The sequence below is a fragment of the Longimycelium tulufanense genome, from assembly GCF_014645795.1.
GTDB classification, from domain to species: Bacteria; Actinomycetota; Actinomycetes; order Mycobacteriales; family Pseudonocardiaceae; genus Longimycelium; species Longimycelium tulufanense.
Genome location: NZ_BMMK01000037.1, coordinates 1 through 23,087, shown reverse-complemented (window position 1 = coordinate 23,087; position 23,087 = coordinate 1). Strand labels below are relative to the sequence as shown.

Below are 23,087 nucleotides of genomic sequence, written 5' to 3'. Positions count from 1 at the left end.
ACGGTGACGATCTGCTATTCCCACACCGTCGACCTCGTGTCTTTGGCCGTCCAAGGCGACGTGCTGGTGACCGCTGTCGGCGCATCTCGGGTGATCACCGCCGAGTACGTGGTACCTGCGGCGATCGTGATCGACGTGGGCACCAGCCCCACCGACGACGGTGGCCTCGTCGGCGACGTCGACGTCACCACTGTCTCCGAACGGGCCGCGGCGGTGGCCCCGGTCCCCCGTGGGGTCGGCCCGGTCACCACCGTGCTCCTGCTGCGCCACACCGTGCAGGCTGCGGGTGTCGGCGGCTGAGTCGGGCGCGGAGTTGATCGAGGAACGCGCCGGCGGCGCTGTCTATCGTGTCCGGATCTCGGTCGGTGCGGTAAACACCCCAGCAACATCGGAGTTCCCCGCGCCGCGCGCCACAGTGTTGGCCGCCATTCGGCTGTGGATCGCGACCCATCAGGAGTAGTGGGAGTGGTCTGGCAGAACCAGACCGTGAGAGCTAGGCCATCAGCGTGACCCGTATATTCGCTTGATTGGAGTAGCTTTCCATCAAATGTGACAGATCGTCGTGAGACTACTCGGCCTGCTGGGTGATGAACGTGGGTAGTGCAGGGTTGATCGTGGAATATTCATGGAACTTACTTACGGAGAGCAACACACCCTAAGCGTGGTTCTTGGGTGTTCCTTTACGTTCGACAGGTGGCGTGAGGCGGCTCACTTGTGTTCGGAGTTGACGGGTTTTACGCACTTCTGCGAATGTTCTGCGCGGTTTGGTGAGTGTGGGCCGAATTGAGGGGGGCTTATGGGGCTGTATGCGTGCGGCCGTGGACTCCGGCCGGATTGGCTGGAATACTACCGAGTTCGCGTTCCCGGTGACTGGTCACCGCGCGACCCCGGCACCGCCGTTGTACCCGGCTTGCTGACCTGAATCCAGTCTGACTCTGTGCCGTGAATTCTCCGAAAGCCCGACTGGGGTGCTGAGTCTGTGCTGAGTCAGCCCGCGGTTGGATCGACGCCACGGGCGCCGTGGGGCGATATTCACCACGTGTCCAGTCACTCTCGTGGGTGTGACTGCATGTGAATTCCGTGACTGGAGATACCGGGGTGGGCCTACCACGCATTCTGTGGCGTTGGGGGAGCTGCCGATGTCGACCACTTGCCTGCGGCGAGTGTTCGGGGCTGTCTCTCCGTTTTCTGTATTCCCGTTCTCGTTGGTGAGGAAAGGTTCGCACGAATGCGAAGAGTGAAACTTGCTGGGATGGCCGGATTAACCGCGGCAGTGCTGATCACGAGTGTCGTTCCGGCCCAGGCCCTGGCTGCCGCCCGGACGCCGGTGGCGGGGTCGGTGGCACAGTCCCAGCCCGCCGTTGGCTACACCGGTGAGCAGGTCTTCCGTGGGGTGTTCTTCGGCCTGGGTGTGGTCGGTGAGAAGTTCCCGGAGTTGCGTGAGCGGAACGCCAGCGTGGATCCGGCGCTCATCACGGACCTGGCGGATCAGGTCATTCCGGTGATCCGCCAGGACGCCCCGGACTTCTTCGACGAGTTCGGCAGGGCGATGACCAGCGGCAAACAGCCCAAGATCGAGAAAGCGATGCGGGCTGGGTCGCAGCACCTCACTGATGCTCTGACCAAGAAGTTTGGCACAAGCACGGCCGATACCGGTCAGGCTCAGGGACTGTGCGTCACGGTCTTTTCCGCAGCGGCGGTGTTCTCGGCCGCGGCCGCGGCCGTCACGGCCGTGGCGGCGGGCAACGTTGCCGTGGTCGTGACCGTGGTCAAGTTTTGGGTGGCACCGGCGAACACCGGTGACGAGCGTCTCGATCGCGAGCGGTTCGTGAACAAGATCGCGACGGAATTGTCGGCCGCGTGATCCTGAGCTGACTCAGGTGGCGGGCTCCGCGGTCACTCGGAGCGGAGTCCGCCACGTGCGCGTCTGGGGACGTGCCATGAGATCGTGTTTCGAGGGGAAACGATGAACGAGACCCAGAGTGTGAAACCCGATGATGGCTCGCCGGGGGGCTCGCCTGATGGTTCGTCAACGCGGCTCGGGCCGCTGCTTGGTGGATTGGTTGCCGTGTGGGCGGTGATTGTTTTCTGTGTTGTGCATCCGCAGCTGCCGTCCAATGCGATCCAATTCTCGGGGGAGCGGACCTTGGGGCAGTACGCGCGACAGATCCTGCCGCAGGGGTGGGCGTTTTTCACGAAATCGGCCCGGGATCCGCAGATGACCGCGTGGGTGCCGACGGACACGGGATGGGAGTTGGCGATGAAAGGCCCGCATGCCGAGTCTCGGAATGTGTTCGGGCTCAATCGTGGGTCCCGTGCGCAGGCGGTGGAGATGGGCATGCTCTACGGCGGGCTCCGTTCGGAACAATGGGCGCCGTGTGAGGACGACACCGATAACGCAACCTGCCTGGACCAGGTCACAAGCCGTATCCAGGTCCATAACCCTGGGCCAGCGCCCACCTTGTGCGGCCCCGTTGGTCTGATCCAGCGTGAGCCGGTCCCGTGGTCCTGGGCCACCACCGGGGACTCCGACATTCTGATGCCGGGTAAGGCCGTCCGCTTGGATGTCACATGCTGAGCAAACTCAACACCCTGGCTCACCAGATCGCGGCGCGTACACCGTGGACGAATGTGTATGGCCTTGCTCGGAGCCTGATCGCGTTGGGCACGTTGAGCACTCTGCTGTTCACCTCGACCGACTCGCTATTTCGACCCAGTTACGGAATCGCCGGCTATCCCCAGTGCGGTGGTGTCGCCTCGATCGGCCTGTTCTGCGTCGTTCCTCGCGACCATCTGGAATGGGCCCGGCTGATCGCCGTGCTGGTACTGATCGTCACCGCGATCGGCTGGCGCCCCCGGGTCACGGCACTACCGCACTGGTGGATCACCTTCAGCCTGCAGGCATCGGCGACCATCCCCGACGGTGGGGACCAAATCTCGGCGAACATCGCGCTGTTGCTGCTTCCCGTCGCACTCACCGATTCCCGCCGCTGGCACTGGGACACACCGATCCCTGCCGAGCGGGCCCGTTCTCGGGTGCTCGCCTGGTCCCTGGTGGCGTGGTCGGCCCTGTTCGTCATCAGGCTGCAAGTCGCTGGGTTGTATCTGCAGGCATCGATGGCCAAACTGGGCGAAGCGGAGTGGCGCGATGGCACCGCCTTCTACTACTGGTCCACCGATCCACTCTTCGGGCTTCCCGAGTGGGCCGCTGTCCTCCTGTCTCCCGTGTTACGATCTTCAGTCGGTGTGATACTGCTGACCTGGGGGCCCATCGTGGTGGAATTCGCCCTGTTCCTCGGGCTGGTGGCGCGACGCGCGGTACGTCCCTATCTGCTGGCCGCCGGTATCGCACTGCACGCCAGCATCGCCCTGGTCCTGGGACTGGGCAGCTTCGCCCTGGCGATGATGGGATGCCTTGTCCTATTCCTCCGCCCCACCGATCACCCCTTCACGCGCCTGGAGACGTTGTGCGCCCGAGCCGCCGCCGTGGTCACGCCATGGTCTGGAATTCCCGCCGTGCAGGGCCGGCGACGTCGGCGGGTGATCGCGGCGAGTTCGATGGACAACCCAGACTGACTCCCAGCCCAGCCTTGATTCAGTCCAGTCGTGATGCACAGTGCGGACGGATTCAGACCGATGTTTCTTGGAAAGGACCTGGTGAACGACTGTGTCCTCGGACCTCACCCCACCACCGCGGGTGTTTCACCCGACATCACCGTGGGCTGGTGTGCTCTCGCTGGTCGCGTTAGCGCTGGTGGTCACCGCGATCGGTGCGGTCGGTCTGGTTGTGGAGCCAGGGGACACAACCTCGATCATCGTGGCGGTCGTCTTCGGATTATTGGGGGCTGCCTTCCTCGGGCTGGCCGTGTGTCTTCCGTTGATGAAATACACGGTGACGCGCGACCACCTTGTGGTCACCTGCGGTCCTGTCCTGCGGTACCGGATCGCGCTGAATGATATTCGCCGCATCACCCGAGCAGACTTGACGATCAGCCTGGTGTCCTCGATGCGGATGCCCGGGGTCGCGTTGTTTTCCGTGCGCTATACCGACGTCGGGTTGGTGCGCATGTGCGCGACCCGCGCCACGCGAGGGATTCTGCTGATCGACACCGGTAACCGCCGGTATGGGATCACCCCCGTCGACGTCGACGGGCTGATCCAGGCGATCCGCGACGGTGGGCCGGGCGCGTGAACCCGGATGCGGTCATCGCCACCGTGATCACCGTGGTGCTCGCGGGGGGTTTGGCGATCGTCCTGCTTCTCCACTGGGCGCGCACCCCTCGTGCGCTCCTGGCACTGTTGTTGGTCGGCCTCGCCTCCAGCGCCCTGGTCAACCTACTGATCAAACACCCGATCGCGACCCTGGTCTCCCACAGTGCGGGAATCGCCACCGACCCGAGCCTGGCCTCACCCCCGTGGTATCTCGCCTTCGCGCTGCTGCTGGCCCCGGTCACCGAGGAAGCCATCAAAGCCGCCCCGATCCTCCTGCCCAGAATCCGACGGCTCGCCGCGACGTCCTCGGCCACCAGCCTGTGGGCGGGCATGACGTTGGGGATGAGCTTCGGTATCGGCGAAGCCGCCTACATTGGCCTCAAGCTCGCCACCACCCACGACCCCTCACCACCCTCCTGGTACCTACTGCTGCCCGGATTCGGCGGTGAACGACTCCTCGCGACGCTGGCCCACGGCCTGATGACCACCATCGTCATCAGAGCCATCCTGCATCCCCACCGCACCGCGCTCCTCGGCTACCTGACAGCGATCACCGCCCACGTGTTGTGTAACACCGGGCCGTTGCTCTACGGGCTGCACCTCGTACCGGCCACCGTCGCCGGCGCGATGTTCACCGTTGTTGTCCTGGTATTGACCCTCATCTTCGAACGATGGCACCGCACCGAGCTCCGCAACCGGCCACCCACCACAACCACGCTCTACCAAACAGAATGAGCCACTCCACGCACAACACACCCCACACCGACCCCGCACCACGCCGGGCCTACCGGATCCAGGCCCCCCAGGCTCGCGGGGCGGCTCACCGTCCACTGAGGATGGTGAGAGATCCTGACCGGCCAGCGAGCCGATCGTGACGTGGATGCGGTCGTTGTGGGGTCGGGGCCCAATGGTCTGGCGGCGGCGGTGATCCTCGCGCGGGCTGGTCTCGAGGTGGAGGTGTATGAGGCGGCGTCCACCGTCGGGGGTGGTGCCCGCACGGCGGAACTGGCTCTTCCGGGGTTTCGGTTTGACGTCTGCGCTGCGGTGCACCCGATGGGGCTGGCGTCGCCGTTCTTCCGTGCTTTCGACCTGGCCGCCCACGGTGTCGAGATGCTCACCCCTGAGGTGTCCTATGCGCATCCGCTGGATGACGGCCGCGTGGGACTGGCCTGGCGTGACCTCGAACGCACCGCGACCGAGCTTGCCAGTGATGGCCCCGCCTGGCGTTCGCTGTTCCGCCCGCTGGTTGAACGGTGGCCGGGCCTGGTCGAGGTCGCGATGTCGGATCTGCGTCGCTGGCCGGCCGATCCCCTCACCGCGCTGCGGTTCGGCCTGCGCGTGCTCGAGCAAGGCAGTCCCCTGTGGGGGGCACGGTTTCGTGGGCCAATCGCACCCGCCCTGCTCACCGGGGTCAGCGCCCACGCGCTCACCCCGCCCCGTGCGCTGCCACCCGCCGCAGTCGGGCTCCTGCTGGCCGCACTCGGCCACACGGTGGGCTGGCCCCTGCCCCGGGGAGGAAGCCAGGCCATCAGCAACGCCCTCGCCGCCGACCTTCAGCGCCACGGAGGACGCATCATCACCGGGCACCGCGTGCAGTCCTTGGCCGACCTCCCTGCGGCGCGCACCGTCCTGCTCAACACCAGCCCAGCAGAGCTGGTGCGTATCGCCAGCAGCGCCCTTCCCACCCGGTATCACCGATGGCTCCGCAGCTTCCGCTACGGCGCCGCCGCCTGCAAGGTCGACTTCGCCCTGTCCGGACCGGTCCCCTGGGCGACCGCCGGCTGCCACCTGGCCGGCACCCTCCACCTCGTCGGCCACCGCCACGAAGCCGTGGCCGCCGAACACACCGTCGCAGCCGGCCACCACGCCGAACGCCCCTACGTCCTGGCCGTACAACCCGGCGTGGTCGACCCGAGCCGAGCACCCCAAGATCAGGCAACCCTGTCCGTGTACGCCCATGTCCCGCACGGCTCCCCGGTCGACGTCAGCGACACCGTGATCGCACAGATCGAGCGCTTCGCGCCCGGATTCCGCGACCTCATCCTCGCCCACCACACCCTCACCGCCGCCCAACTGGAACACCACAACGCCAACTACCTCGGCGGTGACATCGCTGCCGGAGCCCTCACCACCTGGCAAACCCTCTTCCGCCCGGTGCCCCGCTGGGACCCCTACAGCACACCCCTGCCCGGCGTGTACCTGTGTTCGGCCTCCACCCCACCCGGCCCCGGGGTCCACGGCATGGCCGGCCTCCACGCCGCCCACCGAGTCCTCCGCCAACACTTCAACATCCACACCAACCCCCTGCAACTCCTGCGGGGCACGGCACAACCCGCTGCCGCACGCGAGTAACAAGGCAACGATCACGGCGTACTGCTGGTGCCGGTGCTGCAGCCGGGGGTGTGTCAAGTAATCAGACAGTCCCCAGTCGGGGCCGGGACAGTCCCGCTAGGAGTGCACGGGTTGGGCGAGGCGCAGCCGTTCGGTGAGTGCGGGGTTGCGGAGCAGGTCGCCGGGGGTGAGAAAGTGCGGGTCCCGGACGACGGTGGTCACCGCCTGCAGCGCCAGCCGCGGGTCGTGGGGGTGTGTGGGTTGTCCGGTGGCGGGGGCCAGGGCCGCGGCGAAATCCGCCACCGCCTGCAGCAGCGCGTCCTCTTGGTCGATCCCACCGGACGGTGGTGGGGTGTCCGCTGCCACGTCCCCGGCCAACTCGGCCAGGTAGCGCCGCACGACCGGCTGGATGCCGGCGACGGCCTGCTTGTAGGCGGGGCCCGGCTCGTCGGTGGTGGCCGGACGCGGGCGGGCGGCGGGCAGCACCGTGTCGGCCAGCTTCGCGATCAGGGTGCCGGGCAAGCCGTTCTCGCTGCGGTTGAGGTGCAGCGGAGCGTGCGCGTCCCGGAACACGGTGGGCACGAACTCGGGCAGCAACAGCCGGTAGCCGTGGTGCAGGGCGGCGTGCAGCGCGGTCGTGGCCGCGCTCAGCACGCCCTGCACCAGGGGGCGGCGGCTGGGTGTGGGGGCCAGGGGGCGGGTCAGGGTGAGCACCCCGAGCAGGGCCAGCTGGTGTTGGACCAGCCGCGCCCCGCTGTCCAGGACGCGGGTGGCCTGGCGCAGCACCGGAGCGGCGTCGCCGGCCCGGACGGGCCGCAGCACCACGGTGGCGGCGTGGTGGGCCACGGCGGCGGCCAACGGATGCCGCCGCGAACCGACCCCCACCACCTCGCCGAGTAGGCCGTGCCCGAGCGCGAGCGCGGCGAAGTCCACCTCCGCGTCGTAGTCCAGGGCGCGGATCAACTCGGCGGTGGGGTGGGCGCTGCGCATCAGCACCACGTCGCCGGGCTGGACCTCGTGCAGCGGTGGTTCCATCGCGCGTCCCCTTCTCGGTGCGGTGGGCCGGGCTGGCCCTGGTGTCCCGCCTACGCCGGCCCGGGTTGGGCGGCACGGTAGCCGGGTGGGGCCGTGACCCGGTTCAGCGACGCCCGGGTGTTCCGGCGGTGTGCTGGCGTGTCTCGGCCTCGGTCCAGCGGTCGGGCCGGGCGGGGGCGCCGACCGGTTGGTGGTCGCCGTCCAGGCAGGTGCGGTGGACGTAGTCGGGGATGCGGTCGGTGAAGCCGGGTCGGTAGCGGTCGTGCCAGTACTGGGCGTTGCCGGGGTGGGCGCCGGCGCCAACGAAGCTGTGGCGCCAGTAGGCGGCCAGGGTGGCGATCTCGGCGGCCAGGCCGGGGTGGTCGCGCCAGCAGGACGGGATGCGGTGACGGGCGGCCCCATCCAGGGAACCGACGTAGGTGGCGTTGTAGAAGGCCACCCAGTGCGCGAGCGCCTCGCGGGGATCCTCGGCGTCGTCGGGGGGCGCAAACCAGCACCATGGGGCGGGCTCGTCGCGCCGTCGTTGCTCCTCGGTGAGGAGCTCTTGGAGGGCGGCGCGGAGCTCGTCCACCTCGTGGCGCAGCACGGCCACCTCGGCCTCGACCGGGCTCGCTTCGGTCCGGTCCCGCCTGTCCGGCGGGCCGGTCATGCCGCACCACTGTGCGTGTCGGTGGACCCGCCGCCGGACGCGGCACGGGAGGAGTGGGTCGAGGGTGTGCCTGCCGGGGTGGTGGGTTTGGCGGCGCGTTTGAACAGCTGGTCCAGGCGTTTGCTGTCGATTTCGAGCAGGGCAGCGATCTCGTGGGATCGACGGCCGCCGGTGCGCAGGGTCTGCACGATGGCGGCGATCTCGGTGTCGATCTCGGCGAGCTGGTGGCGGAGGTCGTGTTCGCGTTCGGCCAGCACGGCGTAGCTTCGGAGGGCTTCGGCTTCGCGGCGCTCGGCGTCGCGGCGCTGCGCGTCCAGGGCGGCTTGGCGCTGGCGCATGCGGGTCAGGCGTTGGCTGACGGCGGTGGAGCGGCTTGGCCGCTTCGCCGACTGCTGCTTTTTCGGTGCGGGTTCGTGGGTCATCGTGGTCCTCCACGACAGGGCAACAGGGTTGGGCTCTGGCGTTGGGGGCGGGGGCACCGGCGCATGACGGTCGAAAACGGCCGTTTGTGGCGCCGCCGTCCCCCTGCGGGTTGGTTACGGGTCGGTCGTGTCGGGCATGAGGAGTTGGGTGGTGAGGAGCCCGTCGGGGCCGAGGCCGGTCTCGCCGCGGCGCAGGGTGAGCCGGTCGGCGCGGAGTTGGCGCCAGTCGGGGCGTTGGGCGACGTCGAGGGTGCGGGCGAGGATTGGGCGGAGGTGGCGGTGCAGCAGCAGGACGCGGCCGCGGGGCAGGGTGCGGATGTCGCCGGGCCGGTAGGTGGGCACGGTCTCGGTGCTGATCGAGGTGGAGCCGGCGGTCATGAGGCTGCTGGTGTGGCTGTGGCGGCGCAGCCGTTCGTGTTGGCCGGCCATGGTGGAGATCCATTGCAGGGTGCTGGGGTCCTTGAGTCCGCCGAACACGGTGAGGGTGGTGGTGTTGTCCAGCAGTTGCCGCAGCCCGGTGCGGCCGTAGCGGTCCTCGGCCTGGGCCAACGACTGGAGGGCGTAGTGGATGAGGACGCCGCGGCCGGCGGAGTCGGCGATGATGCTCGGTAGCCGGGGGACGGGGGTGGCAGTGCACAGCTCGTCCAGCACGGCGGTGGCGGGCGGATCGAGGCGTTCGGGGTCGTGTTCGAGGGCGAGGTCTTGGGCGGTGGTGAGCCACTGCTCGGTCAGGGCGGTGAGCAGGGGGGCGGCTTGGGCGGCCTGGTGTTCGCCGGCGATGAGGAAGATCGTGCCGCGTTGGTGGATGAGGGTGCGCAGGTTGACTCCGCCGCCGTGGGTGGGGGTGGCCATGGCGCGCAGGTGGCGGTCCATGAACGGTTCGAGGACACGGCGCACGGACAGCCAGACGGCGTCGGCGGTTTCGGCGACCATGCTGATCTCGGCGGCCAGGTTGCGCGCGAGTTCGGGTTCGCGGTCGCGCAGCAGTTCCACGGGTTCGCGGTCCCGCAGCACCGCCCAGTTCACCAGGTCGGTGACGGTGCGCCGGTGGTGGGCGGCTGCCAGCAGGTAGGCCTGGAGCACGGTTTTGGCGCGGCCGCGGAAGACCTTGTCGTTGCCACCGATTTGCTGCAAATCCAGGGAGGCGGCCTCCACCATGGTGTCGGCCCGCCGCCAGGCGACTGAGGGGTCGGTGCAGCCGTCGATGGGAGGCCAGCGCAGGGGTGCGGGCCAGGTGACGGTGCCGGTGGCATCGGCCACCAGCACGGGCCCGCCGCGGCGGGCCCGTGCGAGGGCGGTGAACCCGAGCAGGTCGGGTTTGCTGGTGGAGCACAACAGGGCCCCGGGCGCAGCGAGCACCTTGTGCACCAGGTCTTGGCGGCTTTTGCCGGACTGGGTCGGGGCGAGCACCCCGGTCGGGTTCTCCAGCGGTGTCCACAGTGGAGTGCCGTGGGGGGCGCGGTGCAGGGGTACCGCCAGGTCCTCCAGGCGTGCTCGGGCCCGCTCGTGCGGTGACAGGCCAGGTCGGGTCCAGGCGGCGGTACGGCGGGCGGCGCGCTCGGAGAGTTCCTCGGTGATCTCGGTGCGGTGGGCGTGCCCGGGGGGCAGCGGGGCCAGGCGCCGCCAGCACCACACGGTGGTGGGCACGACGGCCGCCACCACCAGTGCGGTCAGCGGGAGGGTGATGGTCCAGACCAGCAGGCCCCGCCCGGTCAGGGCCGGTCCCCACGGGGCGGGGAGCCCGGTGGCGGGGTCACCGGGCCGGGTGGCCAGGCCCCACAGCAGGCGTGCCCCGTGGGTGAGGTCGGGCAGGTGCCAGCCGGCGCCGGCCAGGCCGGCGGCGACGGTCGCGGCGAGGCAGGCGATCCCGGCGGCGGCGAGCAGGATCCCAGCCAGGCTCGCCAGGCCGGCGAGCAGGACGAGGTCGTCGCGTAGGTGTGCCTGCGAGGTGGTACGGACACGGAAGGACATCAGCGATCACCCGGGCCTCCGAATCGATGTGACCTGCTGGCTCCAGGACTCCACGGACTCGATCCGCACCGGGGAGCCGCTCTGCGGGGCGTTGACCAGAAGTCCGTGGCCGAGGGCCATCCCCACGTGCCCTGGGCGTGCTGGGGTGCCGTCCGAGCCCGGAATAAAGAGCAGATCGCCGGGTTGGAGCGCGGCGATGCCGGGCACGGGGGTGCCGGTGTGGACCTGGTCGTAGGTGACCCGGGGGATGGCCACGCCACCGGCGGCCCAGGCGCGCATCACCAGCCCGGAGCAGTCCCAACCGTGCGGGCCGGTGCCGCCCCAGACGTAGGGTTTGCCGAGCTGGTTGAGGGCGAAGGTCACGACGGTGCGCAGCCGGGGGTCCTCGGGTGGGGACCAGCCCTCGGGGATCTGGGTGCCGATCCCGGGGGCGAGGGTGATGCCGGAGCCGCCGGGACCGCAGTGCGCCGCGATCGTCACCCCGGTGCTGGCGGTGCTGTCCAGGCCGGGCAGCAGCACCGGGTCGGGGTTGTCCGGACCCTGCCAGAAGCGGCCGACCAGCATCGCCGCGTCGGGCTCCCATTGGGCGTAGGCGCGGGGGCAGCAGGAGCGCTGCACCGCGTCGGCGGCCTGCCACAGCGGGATCCGCTGCCAGTTGGGGACCGTGATGAGGCGGTCGAGGAACGTGTTGGTGGCATACACCGGGTCGCGGACCTGCGCGGGGGTACCCCAGCCCATCGAGGGCCGCTGCTGGAACAACCCGAGGGAGTCGCGGTCGCCGTAGTTGAGGTTGCGCAGCTTGCTTTCCTGCATGGCGGTGGCCACGGCGATCACGGCGGCGCGTTGGGGCAGGCGCCGCTGCGCGGTGACGGTGGTGATGGTGTGGGCGTTGCCGGTCTGCTCCGCGGACCAGGTGTGCTGGCCGGTCATCGGCCCGCCGCCGGGTCCGCCGCCCACCGCCCCGCCCGGCAGTTGGGCGCACAGCGGGGCGGCGTTGCTAGTGCCGCTGACGGCGAGAAACACCACCAGGACGGGCAGCAGCACCAGGTAGGCGCTGCCGGCGGCCGAGGCGAGTGTGACGCGGGCGCGGCGGATCACGAGCCCGCCCCGCGGGGTGTCGGTGGTCGGGTGTCGTCGCGGGACAGGCGCAGCGCGCCGATGCGGCCGGGCCGGTCCTCGCCGGTCGGTGGGGGCCGGTCGTGCCCGCCGCACACCTGACAGACCCGGGCCCCACCGGCGGTGCGGCGGTAGCGGTGCGCGGCGACCAGGCGTCCTTCCTCGGTGTGCCAGTCCAGGCAGGCCACGGCGGCCCGGCAGGGTGGGCACTCGGCGGCGGTGAGGTCGTCGGCAATGTGCCAGCCGGCGGCGTGGCCCAGGGCGACCAGCTCGGCCAGGGCGGCGGCCCAGTCGCCGCCCGGGGCCAGCCCGACCTGGGGGATGCGGGTGGGTTGGGTGTTGCCGCACTCGCACACCAACTCGAGGGTGTAGTGGCGGGTGGGGGTGAGGGTGGTCGACATCGGGCTCACGTCCCTCCAACAGCGGTGGTGGGCACGGCCGCGGGCCAGCCGTGTTCGAGCAGGGCGGCGCACTCCCGCGCACCGGATGGGATGGAGAACTGCAGCCACACCTCGGGGGCCAGGCGCAGCCCGGCCGAGGCGTGGCCGGCGGCCAGGTGGGCGGCCACCGTGCGGGCGTCGACGCGGCGCGGGCTCATGACGGCTCCCGGGCGGCGGGCATCAGGGCGGTGTGGGCGCGGTAGCCGAGTTCGATCACCAGGGCGCAGTCGTGGGCCCGGTGGGGCAGCGGCTGGAGCACCCAGGTCCCGCGCAGCCGTAGGGCGCTCAGCGCCTGGCCGGCGGCCAGGTACGCGGTGGCCTCCGGGGCCCGGGACTCCCTCGGCGCCCTGCTCGGCGGGGTCATGGCCGCTCACCTGCCCCGCCCGGGGTGCGGAGTTGGGCGTTGGTGTCGAAGATCCGCTTCTCCACGCTGGAGAGGACGGTGGCGACCTTGACGCCGCGGCCTTCGAGCTTCCACAGGGCGCGGCCGGGGCGTTCCATCGCCCAGCCGGTGACGACCTGGTGTTCGCGCTCACCCAGGGCGAGGCTGTCGGCCAGCTCGTCGGCCACCCGGGTGGACTGGCCGAACAGGATCCTCGTGGAGCACAGGGAGAGCAGGTCCTTGGCGATGGCGACCTCGGCCGAGCCGGCGGCGCCGACGGTGAGCATGTCGGAGGGTTTGTGGGCGACCAGGACCTGGATGGACTGTTGGCGGCGGGACAACCGGAGGTCGGCGTCCACGGCCTGGACCGCTTTGAGCCCCAGCCGCATCTGTCGCCAGACCTCGTCGCGGAGGACGAGGCGGAGGTCGCCGTCTTCGCGCAGGTCGGTGGCCAGGGCCGACCAGGAGCCCAGCAGGGTCAGGGCGATGGCCACGGCCTGGTCGCCGCGGCCGGCCAGCCGTTCCAGGTCCAGGGACTGCAGGGGGGCGGTCCAGTCGAGGTCGAAGTTCGTGTGGTCGTCGAACAGTCCGGCCAGGGGGCCGGCGATGAGGTTGCCGAGGGTGTCGGTGATGGCGCGGGTGGTGTCCAGGAGGTGGCGGCGGTCGGCGAAGCGGGCCTGGGTCCACAGGTCCCGGTCGGGGTGGGCCAGCAGGCGGTGGACGTCGGGGAGGGTGACCGGGCGCAGGTCGGTGGTGCCGTCGGTGGCGCCGATGAGGCGGCGCAGCACCAGAGCCAGGACCATTTCGTCGGTGGGGGTGGCGGTGTAGCCGGCGGCCTCGGCCAGCGCCACCAGGAGTTGCACCCAGCGGCCCACCACGGCGCTGACCTCTTCGGCCTGCCGCGTCGTCGACAACTGGTGCCAGCGGGCCCGCAGCGGACCCAGGTCCAGGGCGTTGAGGCGGGTGCCGTGGCCGGCGCCGAGCACGATCGGCTCCACCCCCAGGGCGCGCAGCACGGGGGTGTATTCGCCCTTGACGTCCCCGGCGATGAGGGCTTTGACCCCGAAGCAGGTCATGCGCAGCAGGAACGCCAGGATCGTGGAGCTCTTGCCGCGGCCGGGTTCGCCGAACGCGACCAGGTTGGGGTTGGTGACCAGGCCGCGCAGCACCCATTCGACGGGGTGGCAGTAGAACGCCCCACCGGACAGGGCGTCGTAGCCGATGCGGGCCCCGACCGCGGGGACGGTGGCCGCCCCGAGCAGCGGCCACAGGCCCCCGATTTCGCTGGTGTCGGCCCGGTACACGGCCAGCGGGGCGGGCACGGGAGCCCAGCCGTGGCCGCGGCGGGAGGGGCCGCGGCGGGGGGCGCAGGGCCGGTTGACCCGCTCGTGGGGGGTGGGTGCGGGCAGGGCGCGGCGGGCGGGTGGGGCGCCGAAGGCGGTCAGCAGTCCGGCGGCGTCGCGGCGGGCCAGCGCCCGGCTTCGGGGGGTCATAGCAGGCCTCCGCGCAGACGGGGCAGGCCGATGCCGACCGGGATGGCCGCGGCGACCAGGGCGGAGTCTTGGGCCAACTCCAGGCGCAGCAGCTGGAAGCGGCCGGCGGCGTCGTTTTCGACTCCCGCGGCGGCGTCCTCGACGTCCCAGCCCACCGGGACGGTGACGGTGACGGCGGCGGCTAGGCGGACGATGCTGTGGCCGGCGGCCACCGCCCGCTCGTGGGCGTGGGCTTCCTGGGCGGCACGGTCGTCGGTGGCGGTGACGGCGAACCCTTTGCGGGCCTTCAGATCGCGCAGCACGGTCATGCGTTGCCGGTCGCCGCGCACCGCGCGGCGGGTGGCGCGGGCGTCCAGGGGCTCGTAGTGCACGGCCAGCGCCCGCCGTTCACCGGGGGTCTTGACCGCCAGCAGCGGGGCCAGGGAGCCGAACAGCACGCCTTCGTCGGGCATCTGGATGCTGTAGGTGACGCTGGTGTGCCCGTCGTGGGTGTAGGAGCGCACCGCCGGCGGTGGGGCGGTGCTGGGTCCGGCCTTGGCCCAGGGCACCCCGTCGACCTCGTCGGGGCGGCGCGGGGCCAGCGGGTTGAAACCGGTGCGGATGGCCTCGGCCAGGGCGGGCCCGTCCAGCCAGGTGATGCTGGTGCAGTCCAGGCCGCGCAGTTGGTCTTCCAGGCCGTCCAAGGCCCGGTAGAGGGCGTGCGCCCGGCCGGCGATGCCGCCGCCGGCCGCCGCGGCGGGCTTGCGCAGCGCGTCCTCGCTGGCCGAGGCGGCCAGGAACAGTTCGTGGCGCACACAGGCCACGGCCGTGGTGCGGCGCAGTTCCTCGGTGGCCGCGACCGCCAGGGCCGGGGCGTCGGGGACCTGGTGGGCGGCGCGCCAGGCCTCGTACTCGGCGCCGTCGTCGGGGACGGTGCGCACATAGATCGACAGGCGGTCGAGGACCTCGCGGTGCCCGGCGGCACGCAGCAGGGTGCCCAGGCGGGCGGCCAGCAGCAGTCGGTCCTCGTCGCTGGTGAGGCCGACGCCGCGGTGGGTCAGTCGGGCCACCGCGGTCCAGCGGCCCTCGACGGTGTCGTGGACCAGGCAGAGCCGGCCGCGATCCTTATACACCGGGCCGTCCACAAAGGACAGTCGGGCGAGGGTGCCGGGCAGGTCGGGTTCATCGAGGGTGACGCACTCACCGGCGGCGGCCCGGGACTGCCAGGCCGACCAGCCGGTGACCGTGCCCAGTCGGTGGGCCAGCCAGTGCCCCACCCAGCGGGCGGCCGGTCGCCCGGCGACCGGTACCACCACCAAGGCGATGCCGAGCCCACCGAGGACGACGGCCAAGGCGGCCTGGCGCAGCTGCCCAGCCGAGAGGGCCAGCACGGCGGGCACGGCCAGCAGCACGCAGGCGATCGCCTGCGGTGCGGTCAGGCCCATCAGCCAACCGGCGTGCTCGCGGTGGGCCAGGCCCCGATAGATCCGTGGTGTGGTCATGGCGTGCTACTCCTTGCTGGTGTCGCCGGGGTCGGTGGGCGGCTGCCCGGTGTGCGGGTGCGAGGGCTCGCTCCCGTGGAGGGGCGCCGGCGAGGGGTCGACGGCGGCCGGGGACGGTGGGTAGCTGGTCCAGGCGGCGGAGTCGGGGGGCGGCTCGGGACGGGGCTCCTCCGGCCCCGTGCCCTGTTTCTGCTTCTGCTGCCACTCCCACTCGGCGCGTAGGACGGCGGCCCGCCCCACATCCGGTGGTCCCGTGGGGGGCGGTGTGGTGGAGTCGAACCCGCCGTCATCGGGGGCGGCCGGGGCGTGCGAGGTCCAGCGCACCCCGCCCATCCCGCGCGGGGTGACCTGCTCGCCGTCCTTGCGCAGGCCCAGGGCGTAGGCGTGGCCGAACCGCTGCTCGTGGCCGCGGCCGGCGGCGGCCAAGGCGTCCCCACCGGCGCCGCGGCTCAGCGCCCCGACCGCCCGCGGGGCCATGAAGGCGTTGCCGGCGGCGTAGGCGCCGACACCACCGCCGCGGGTCCAGGCCTCCCGGAACGTCGCCCCGGCGTCAGTACCCGGATCCACAAAAGAAAACAGACGGAACAACGCGAACGGGCACACCAGCGCGACCAGCAGGACACCGGTGCCCACCAGCAGCGGCACCAGCCCGGCGTTCGGGGCGGCGGCCTCGCCCTGCTCCGGTGCCCCGCCCAGGCCCTTGGCGGTGAGCAGGCCGACGGTGATGGCCAGCGCCAGCAACGGTTTCATCGCGATGGCCGCCAGCAACCACCGGGCGGTGATCCAGAACCAGCGGGCGGTGGTGTTGGCCAGCAGCCCGGCGGCCGCGATCGGGATGCAGGCCACCAGGATCAGGATCGCGGCGGCACGGAACAGCATCTCCAGCGTGTAGCCGAGCGCGGCCGGCAGGAGCCCGAACAGTGCCACCAGCCCCATGGCCACGGCCTTGGACCGGTCCTGGTAGCCATCCCCCTTCAGCCCGGACTCGCCCAGCACGTCGGTGAAGGTGGAGACGTTCAGCCCGGCTTTGAGGATGCCGGCGGCCAGCCCGTCGGCGGCGACCAGAAACAGGCCCACCAGCCCGGCGGTCAGCGCCACCGCGAGCCCGTACTGGGCGGGTCCCAGCGTGACGCGCAGCAGGCCCCGCCCGCCGCGCAGCATCGAGGTGATCAGCTGCAGGAAGAACAAGCCGACGGCCAGCAGCCCCGACAGTTGCAGTGTCAACGGCCAGATGTCTTGCAGAGGCGGCTCTCCGGGATCGGTGATGATCGTCAGCCGGTCGGCGAAGGCGAACGCGTCGGACAGCAGCTGCAGCGCCCCGTCCCACACGTCCCGCCAGAAGTCCTGGAACTGTTCCTTGATCCAGTCCTTGATCCAGTCAGGCATCGCGGACCACCTCCCGGTAGCCGGCGATCACCGCGAACTGGCTGCCGGGCCAGGCGTGCGGGGCCACCGCGGGCAGCGGGGTGGGGCTGATCCGCCACCCGCTGCCGGAAAAGCGCAGGGCCTGGCAGTCGCCGAGCCCGCCGCGGGCGGCGTGGGCGTGGTAGGACACCGACAGCTCCCCCAGCACGCACACCACCGCGTAGCGGCCCTCATCCGTGCTGCCCTTGACCAGCCCGTGGGTGATCGCGAAGTCGACGTGCAGGTCCGACACCGTGCCGGTGGCCGGCAGGCCGGCACCCGCCCGCAACGCCACCACGGCGCGGTGCGGCACCGCGGCCGCCGGATCCGGGGCCCCGGGCAGCGACAACGCCCGGTAGGCGCGCTCGAGTACCGCCGGGTCCGCGCCCACCAGGGCGGCCTCCCACAACGCGACCACCTGCGCGAGGGCCCCCTGGGGGGTAGCGGGGAACTCGGCGGGAATCCACCCCTCGACGGGGCTGCCGCTGGCCGCGGGCAGCACGATCGGCTCACCGGCGCCCGCGGTGGCCAGGGGCTGGGGCTGGGCCGCGGCCCCCGGCAGCACGGGCATCGGCGCGGCGGCCAGGGCATGTTGGGCGGCGACATCCCAATCGCCCTCAGGGGCCAGCCCCGGGGTCGGGGCGGAGGCGCTGGTGAGCCGGTACAGCACCCCGGCCGCCACCACCAGCACCAGAACCCCCAGCGTGGCCAGCGCCACCAGGGTGCGCCGCCGCGTGGTGGCGGGCGTGGGGGTGGGTCGCGCAGCAGAGCGGGCCATGGTGCTCACCCGCCCGCAAAACTGGTGATCATCGTGTAGCCCAGGCCGTAGAACAGGCCCCCAGCCACCGCGACCACCATGCCGATCACACCGATGCGGGCGAACCGGTGGTGGTCCAGCCACCGCCCCGCGGTCCACACCCCCAACCCGGCGAAGAAACACAGCAGGATCGCCCAGCCGGCCAGATACTTGACGATCCCAACGATCTCGGTGACCTTGCTGGTCCAGCCCGGGTCCACCGGTTGCGGGTTCGGTGGCAACTGCGTGAGCAGTGCGACGACGTCGCTCCCCATGAGAAGTCACCTCCTGCGCTCGCGCCGGCCACGCCCGGGCCGGTCGTGGGTGGGGGCCAGCCCGAACACGGCCAACAACGGCTCCACCGCCTGCCGGAGTCGGGCTGGGGTGATCTGGCCGCTGACGCCGCCCCGGGCCACCTGCGCGTCCGGCGGGAGGAACACGGCGGACTCGACCAGCGCCGCCAGCCGCCGCCCGGCCGCCCCGACCACGCCCGGCGGCCACTTGCGCGCGCCGACCACGACCAGGGCCCGCACCGGGGTGGCCAGGCCGGCGTGCACCCACGGCTCCAGCCGGGCCAGGACCTGCTCGGCGGCCAGCAGGCTGGGCCGAGTGGGGCGGGCGACGAGGATCGGGCGCGGCGCGGGCAGCCCGTGCCGCAGCCACACCCCCGCCCCCGACAGCGGATTGGTGGCCAACCGCCACGCGTCATGGCCGACATCAACGACCGTGACCTGCGGGGATCCCGCCGGCGGAATCCACCACGGCGGGGCCGGCACCAGGCCCGGGGACAGGATCGGCAGGTCACACTCCAACCGGGCCAGCACCGCGGGGCCGCGCCGACTGCAGCACAACCGCACCGCCGGGTGCGGGGTCTGACGTCGGGGCCCCTCGACCGGGGCGGCCTCGGCCAGCCCACTGCGGGCCGGGTCAGCCGGGTCAACCAGCAGCGTCGACCACCGCCCCGACAGGGCGTCGGTAAGCACCGCCGCCACCACGCTCGCGCCAACCCCAGGCCCGGCGCCGAGTACCGGCAGCACCAGGCCCAACGCGCGCCAGTCGATCCGGGGCGAGTCCGCGAACGTCGTGGCATCACCAGCCACGGACCGCACCACCTCAGCCGCGTGCGCGGCGACGTGGTCGGCCAGCTCCCGTACCCCCTCGGGGGCCAGGTCCCGGGTCACTGCGGCCTGCGCGACCGACGTCGAGGCGGTATCGATCACCCCGGCCACGTCCTGCTCGACCGCACCCGGGATCGCCCGGTAGGCGACCTGGGCCAGCTGCGGTTGCCGGTCGGCCAGCTCCGCCCAGATCGGCAGCACCGGCCGCCCCACCGTCTCCCCTCCGGATGAGTGCGGCCGGTGCTGCCCCTCGAGCACCTGTCCCTCGCCCCGGTGGGCGGCCGAGCTGGCCGGTGTGGCGGCCCATCCCGCCACACCCCGGACAGGCACCCCACCAACCCCGGCAGAGGGTTGGCCGTTTCCGAATTCGGTCATCACTGACCTCCGTCACGCACAAATAGGCCATTTCCCGGAAGTCCGAGAAATCCACGAGTCGCCCGGCACCGACACGCGTGCCGCAATGAGGTTGCGGATCACCGTCGGATAGCCACTGCTGTTCGACTCCCACTCTTACCAAGCGAGAATGCGAAGTCCAGGGTTTTGTGTTGCCGAGATGATGGGGAAACAAGGGCAACACTGCTGGTGATCAGAAACTCCGATCACCTTTACCTTGACTGGGTTCCCGCAGCGCCGAAGTAGTGCTCATACCAGGCCATAACCGTGATCGGAAGAAACTCACCACTTACGCGAGCAGCAGCGGTCACCGCCTCGTTACATCTCCCAGAACACACCACGTGCTCCATGTGCGAGATAAAAAATGAGCCTCACACATGGAGCACGTGGCGAAATGAGCAAGAAAAGCTAGACTCACTGGGGTCGCGAGCTTTTATGCTGAATCAGTTGCGCAAAGCGAGAATCTGCCCTGGAAGTGGCGAGCACAAAAGGTCATGGTGTTCCCGTACCTGTAGCCGGGTCCACGACGACCACCCCGGGCAGCATCACCAGTACCTGACGCCCCGCTTCCGCGAGAAAGGCCAGCACCAGAACCGACCCCTTGACCGACTGCCCTGCTGCGAGCCGAGACCGGCGACGTCTGGAGCCGGACGAGGCGAACGCCGCCAGGGCACCCCCGGCCTCCAGGACACGGTCGCACACCTCAGCAAACCCGGGCGCCGGAGTTCGTTTACCCTTCTCAATCTTGCAGAGCTGGCCGGCGCTGTAGTTCACGAGAGGGCCCAGCGCCCGCAGTGACAACCCGCGCCGGTTCCGCCACCGACACAGCGCGGCACCAAACGTCTCCTGTTCCGAGCGGCCGTCCCGCTGCCGTGAGGGCTCGGGCCCTTCCCCGGGGGCGACAGAGTCATGCACGGCAACCTCCTCCAGATCAACACCAGTGAATAACCCTGATCAGCCACCAAGTGGTTGCTGAGGTGATATCTGACGCCGATCTTCGTCACACTTGAGCGAACAAGGACTGGACGCGAGTAGACACGCGAGCGACACTGCTGTCAACTGAGGTAGAACAGCAGGCAACGGTTTGTTCACCTGAGTGAGTGAAGAGGCGAGCATGGGCGACACCGAGCAGCATCGCCGCCTCACCCTGGCGGCGAAGATCCAACAGCTACGAAAGCGGCCGGAAAACCGCCGGCCGGACGGCAAACTCAAGACCTACCGAGAGCTCGCCACGGAGTGCGCCGAGGTCTCCGGGGAACCCTTCTCCCCGACGTACATGTGGCAACTGGCCAAAGGCGAACGAGACAACCCCACCCTGCGCCACCTTGAGGCACTGGCGAAGGTCCTCGGCGTCCGCATGTCCTACTTCCTGGACGACACCCCGGCCGAGGAGCTGGAACTCGCGCTGATGATGCGCGACGCCGGGGTGCGGGCCGTTGCGGCGCGGGCGATGAACTGGTCGCCGGACCAGAAGGCGTGGCTGGTCGACCTGATGGAGTCGATTGACCGCCGCGAACAGGCCCGTCGAGCCGACCAGGACAACGGCAACTCCACCACCGGCTGACCCCTGCTCGCACAACCCTGCGCAGAGCCACAGAACCTTCTTGTCACCTATTCAGGCGTTCCTGCTACATGCAGCACTCAGAAGAACGGCAGGGACGGCGTCCGAACTGCCACGATAGGGGCAGACATCGCCGAGACGGACCCCTGGTCCGCCACACCACGCAGGCCAACTCCTTCCGGAACCACGCACTGGGAGGGAGGCGAACACGGCCATGCCCGCCACCGTCACCAAGCAGGTCTGGCAGCACTGCGAACGCATCGCCGACAGCCTGCACATCCCGACCCCCTTCAGCATCGAGGAGTTCGTCAACGACCTCGCACAGCAGCGGGGTCGGGAGATCGTCCTCATGCCCGTACCCAGCCACCTCCGCACCCCGTGCGGAATGGTCTTCGCCACCCAACACACCGACTACGTCTGCTACGTCGCCGACACCAGCAACCTGCACCGCGAGCACATCCAACTCCACGAGCTCGCCCACCTGCTCTGCGGGCACACCAAGAACACCGGCATCACGCCGGAGATGTCCCGGCTCCTGTTCCCGAACCTGCCCCCGGAGATCATTCGCGACCTGTTCGGCCGCACCCTCTACAACACCCGCGAGGAACAGGAAGCCGAGCTGCTCGCCTCCATGATCCGCCACCGCGCCGGCCTGGCCCCCGCCCCCAGCCGAGACCTACCACCCGAGATCGCCCTCGGCCTGGAACGCCTCGCCGCCGGCCTGGTGCCCCAGCCCCGCCGACACCGGAAACGCCGGCGATGACTGGGCTGGCCCTCGGCCTGACCGTCCTCTTCTACAGCGCAGCCACTCTCGCCCTCGGCGCCGCGGCCTACAAGTTCGTCGCCGCACCCACCCGCCGCGACCCCATCCTGCTGTCGGCCTGCACCACCCTGGCCGGCATCGGCCTAGCCGCCGCGCTGCTCGCCCCGCCCAGCCAACTCCTCATCCACCGCATCGAACCCATCCCCAACCTCGCCCGCCTGCTGGCCAACGCCACAGCCATGGGCGCCGCCCTCGGCGTCCACGGCCTGCTCACCTACAGCGTCCGCGCCACCTTCACCCCCGCCCAACGCCGCACCCGCCTCCAACTCCGCGCGCTCGTCCTGGTCCTCGCCGTCGCCGCGATGACCGTGCTGCTGGCCACCGCAGGCACCCGCTTCGAACCCCAGTTCCACCGCACCTACGCCACGAACATCCGGATCGCGGCCTACCAACTCCTCTACGTCGGCTACCTCGGCTGGGCACTCGCCGACCTCGTCCGGCTCCTACCCAGCTACGCCCACCGCAGCCCCCGCGGATACCTCCGCACCGGACTGCGCATCCTCGCCCTCGGCGCCGCCATCACCCTGCTCTACCTGCTCTGGCGCGGCACCATCATCACCGCCACCGCCCTCACCCAAAACCCGGACCTCGCCGAGCACGAAACCCTCGTCTCCGCCCTGCTGGCCACCCCCGGCGTCGCCCTCATGCTCGCCGGCATCACCCTCCCCACCTGGGGACCCCTCCTCACCGCCCCCTGGCAACGCTGGCGCGCCCACCACGCCTACCACCAACTCGAACCACTCTGGAACGACCTGCACGACGCACTTCCCGAGATCGAGCTCCACACGCACGACCTCACTGCTGACAAGCTGGATTTCCGCCTCTACCGCAGGCTCATCGAGATCCGGGACGCCCACCTCGCCCTCCGCCCTCACATCCACCCCGAAGCCCCGAAATGGGCTACCACCGCAGCAGACGCTGCCGGACTTCACGGAGAGAACAGGTCCGCAACCATCGAAGCCGCACTCCTCGCCGCCGCCCTCGAAGCCAAAACCGCAGGCCGAACCTTCCCCTTCAACCCAGAAACCGCACCACCACAGGTCCCAAGGGAGAAAGAGCCCGCCTGGCTCATGCGCGTCGCCCGCGCCTACAGCCAGTCCGCAGTCGTGGCCGGGATAGGAAGCAAGGTGCGCGCGACTCTCAAGGCGACGGAGAGGGACAACCTGAGGACAGATTGATCAATTCCCGAGCTGGCCACCGGAGCCATCCAGAAGGAATGCCGGCCGCCCAAGGTAGTCTTCGATATTCGGTGCGTGCTCATCATAGTATTGCGTACGGTAGACACCTCCCTCAGTGACAAACCAAGCGAGCCGCCATTGGGAGCCATCGAAGAGATAGGCGATACGATGCGCCCGCTCCGTTACGCCTGCATTTTGGGCACCGGCTACTTCTGCAAGGGGTGTGTCAAGTTAACGGTGGATCGCGTTGATGTGGTTACTTCCTTGCTGCGGACAGTCGTC

General features: G+C 70.4%; 26 protein-coding genes. 11 read left to right on the top strand and 15 right to left on the bottom strand.

The window, feature by feature from the left end; translation table 11 throughout:
• Positions 1-36: 36 nt before the first annotated feature.
• From IEY55_RS26330 to IEY55_RS26300, 7 genes are all read left to right on the top strand, one after another.
• On the top strand, positions 37-300 hold the full coding sequence (locus tag IEY55_RS26330; RefSeq protein WP_373290065.1) for a hypothetical protein: 264 nt from the start codon (positions 37-39) through the stop codon (positions 298-300).
• A gap of 928 nt (positions 301-1,228) precedes the next feature.
• Positions 1,229-1,864, top strand: coding sequence for a sporulation delaying protein family toxin (locus tag IEY55_RS26325; protein ID WP_505735182.1), 636 nt, complete (start codon positions 1,229-1,231; stop codon positions 1,862-1,864).
• A 102-nt stretch (positions 1,865-1,966) separates the two neighbouring features.
• A complete protein-coding gene (locus tag IEY55_RS26320; protein ID WP_189061249.1) occupies positions 1,967-2,578 on the top strand; it encodes an SdpA family antimicrobial peptide system protein in 612 nt (203 codons plus the stop codon).
• A complete protein-coding gene (locus IEY55_RS26315) occupies positions 2,572-3,576 on the top strand; it encodes a sporulation-delaying protein SdpB family protein (protein ID WP_189061248.1) in 1,005 nt (334 codons plus the stop codon). Before IEY55_RS26320 ends, IEY55_RS26315 begins: the two co-directional genes overlap by 7 nt.
• Before the next feature lie 151 nt (positions 3,577-3,727).
• Positions 3,728-4,192 (top strand): PH domain-containing protein, encoded by a 465-nt coding sequence (locus IEY55_RS26310; protein ID WP_189061247.1) that lies wholly within the window; start codon positions 3,728-3,730, stop codon positions 4,190-4,192.
• Positions 4,189-4,947, top strand: a complete 759-nt coding sequence (locus tag IEY55_RS26305; protein ID WP_189061246.1) for a hypothetical protein — start codon at positions 4,189-4,191, stop codon at positions 4,945-4,947. The genes IEY55_RS26310 and IEY55_RS26305 overlap by 4 nt, the downstream gene beginning before the upstream one ends.
• A 141-nt stretch (positions 4,948-5,088) precedes the next feature.
• Positions 5,089-6,564: a phytoene desaturase family protein gene (locus tag IEY55_RS26300; protein ID WP_189061245.1), complete on the top strand. Its 1,476-nt coding sequence runs from the start codon at positions 5,089-5,091 to the stop codon at positions 6,562-6,564.
• A gap of 96 nt (positions 6,565-6,660) precedes the next feature.
• Here IEY55_RS26300 and IEY55_RS26295 read toward each other — a convergent pair whose 3' ends face one another.
• The 15 genes from IEY55_RS26295 to IEY55_RS26225 all read right to left on the bottom strand — a co-directional run bounded on the left by IEY55_RS26295 (position 6,661) and on the right by IEY55_RS26225 (position 20,158).
• Positions 6,661-7,578: a hypothetical protein gene (locus tag IEY55_RS26295; protein ID WP_189061244.1), complete on the bottom strand. Its 918-nt coding sequence runs from the start codon at positions 7,576-7,578 to the stop codon at positions 6,661-6,663.
• A 103-nt stretch (positions 7,579-7,681) separates the two neighbouring features.
• Entirely contained in the window at positions 7,682-8,227 is a 546-nt protein-coding gene (locus tag IEY55_RS26290; protein ID WP_189061243.1) for a hypothetical protein, read from the bottom strand.
• Positions 8,224-8,649 carry a hypothetical protein gene (locus IEY55_RS26285; RefSeq protein WP_189061242.1) on the bottom strand — a complete coding sequence of 142 codons (426 nt, stop codon included), beginning with the start codon at positions 8,647-8,649 and terminating at the stop codon, positions 8,224-8,226. The genes IEY55_RS26290 and IEY55_RS26285 overlap by 4 nt, the downstream gene beginning before the upstream one ends.
• Positions 8,650-8,763: 114 nt before the next feature.
• Positions 8,764-10,620, bottom strand: coding sequence for a type IV secretory system conjugative DNA transfer family protein (locus IEY55_RS26280; protein WP_189061241.1), 1,857 nt, complete (start codon positions 10,618-10,620; stop codon positions 8,764-8,766).
• 6 nt (positions 10,621-10,626) lie between these two features.
• Positions 10,627-11,718 carry a C40 family peptidase gene (locus IEY55_RS26275; RefSeq protein ID WP_229686770.1) on the bottom strand — a complete coding sequence of 364 codons (1,092 nt, stop codon included), beginning with the start codon at positions 11,716-11,718 and terminating at the stop codon, positions 10,627-10,629.
• A complete protein-coding gene (locus IEY55_RS26270; RefSeq protein WP_189061240.1) occupies positions 11,715-12,137 on the bottom strand; it encodes a hypothetical protein in 423 nt (140 codons plus the stop codon). Before IEY55_RS26270 ends, IEY55_RS26275 begins: the two co-directional genes overlap by 4 nt.
• A 5-nt stretch (positions 12,138-12,142) precedes the next feature.
• On the bottom strand, positions 12,143-12,334 hold the full coding sequence (locus IEY55_RS26265) for a hypothetical protein (protein WP_189061239.1): 192 nt from the start codon (positions 12,332-12,334) through the stop codon (positions 12,143-12,145).
• Positions 12,331-12,540 carry a hypothetical protein gene (locus IEY55_RS26260; RefSeq protein WP_189061238.1) on the bottom strand — a complete coding sequence of 70 codons (210 nt, stop codon included), beginning with the start codon at positions 12,538-12,540 and terminating at the stop codon, positions 12,331-12,333. Before IEY55_RS26260 ends, IEY55_RS26265 begins: the two co-directional genes overlap by 4 nt.
• Positions 12,537-14,051 carry a putative type IV secretion/conjugal transfer ATPase gene (locus tag IEY55_RS26255; protein ID WP_229686769.1) on the bottom strand — a complete coding sequence of 505 codons (1,515 nt, stop codon included), beginning with the start codon at positions 14,049-14,051 and terminating at the stop codon, positions 12,537-12,539. The genes IEY55_RS26260 and IEY55_RS26255 overlap by 4 nt, the downstream gene beginning before the upstream one ends.
• Positions 14,048-15,532 carry an SCO6880 family protein gene (locus tag IEY55_RS26250; RefSeq protein ID WP_189061237.1) on the bottom strand — a complete coding sequence of 495 codons (1,485 nt, stop codon included), beginning with the start codon at positions 15,530-15,532 and terminating at the stop codon, positions 14,048-14,050. Before IEY55_RS26250 ends, IEY55_RS26255 begins: the two co-directional genes overlap by 4 nt.
• 6 nt (positions 15,533-15,538) lie before the next feature.
• The gene (locus IEY55_RS26245) at positions 15,539-16,918 is read right to left on the bottom strand and encodes a hypothetical protein (RefSeq protein ID WP_189061236.1); all 1,380 of its coding nucleotides are present in this window, start codon (positions 16,916-16,918) and stop codon (positions 15,539-15,541) included.
• Positions 16,911-17,714, bottom strand: a complete 804-nt coding sequence (locus IEY55_RS26240; protein ID WP_189061235.1) for a hypothetical protein — start codon at positions 17,712-17,714, stop codon at positions 16,911-16,913. Before IEY55_RS26240 ends, IEY55_RS26245 begins: the two co-directional genes overlap by 8 nt.
• A gap of 5 nt (positions 17,715-17,719) precedes the next feature.
• Positions 17,720-18,007 carry a hypothetical protein gene (locus IEY55_RS26235; protein WP_189061234.1) on the bottom strand — a complete coding sequence of 96 codons (288 nt, stop codon included), beginning with the start codon at positions 18,005-18,007 and terminating at the stop codon, positions 17,720-17,722.
• Between the two features lie 6 nt (positions 18,008-18,013).
• Positions 18,014-19,225: a hypothetical protein gene (locus tag IEY55_RS32290; protein ID WP_229686768.1), complete on the bottom strand. Its 1,212-nt coding sequence runs from the start codon at positions 19,223-19,225 to the stop codon at positions 18,014-18,016.
• A gap of 510 nt (positions 19,226-19,735) precedes the next feature.
• Entirely contained in the window at positions 19,736-20,158 is a 423-nt protein-coding gene (locus tag IEY55_RS26225; protein ID WP_189061233.1) for a helix-turn-helix domain-containing protein, read from the bottom strand.
• A gap of 199 nt (positions 20,159-20,357) precedes the next feature.
• Here IEY55_RS26225 and IEY55_RS26220 point away from each other — a divergent pair, with 199 nt between their 5' ends.
• From IEY55_RS26220 to IEY55_RS32285, 4 genes are all read left to right on the top strand, one after another.
• Entirely contained in the window at positions 20,358-20,807 is a 450-nt protein-coding gene (locus IEY55_RS26220) for a helix-turn-helix domain-containing protein (protein ID WP_189061232.1), read from the top strand.
• Between the two features lie 211 nt (positions 20,808-21,018).
• Entirely contained in the window at positions 21,019-21,567 is a 549-nt protein-coding gene (locus IEY55_RS26215) for a hypothetical protein (protein ID WP_189061231.1), read from the top strand.
• On the top strand, positions 21,564-22,805 hold the full coding sequence (locus tag IEY55_RS26210; protein ID WP_189061230.1) for an MAB_1171c family putative transporter: 1,242 nt from the start codon (positions 21,564-21,566) through the stop codon (positions 22,803-22,805). Before IEY55_RS26215 ends, IEY55_RS26210 begins: the two co-directional genes overlap by 4 nt.
• A gap of 75 nt (positions 22,806-22,880) precedes the next feature.
• Positions 22,881-23,087, top strand: a 207-nt coding sequence (locus IEY55_RS32285; RefSeq protein WP_229686767.1) for a hypothetical protein, incomplete at its 3' end; no start/stop codon positions are given.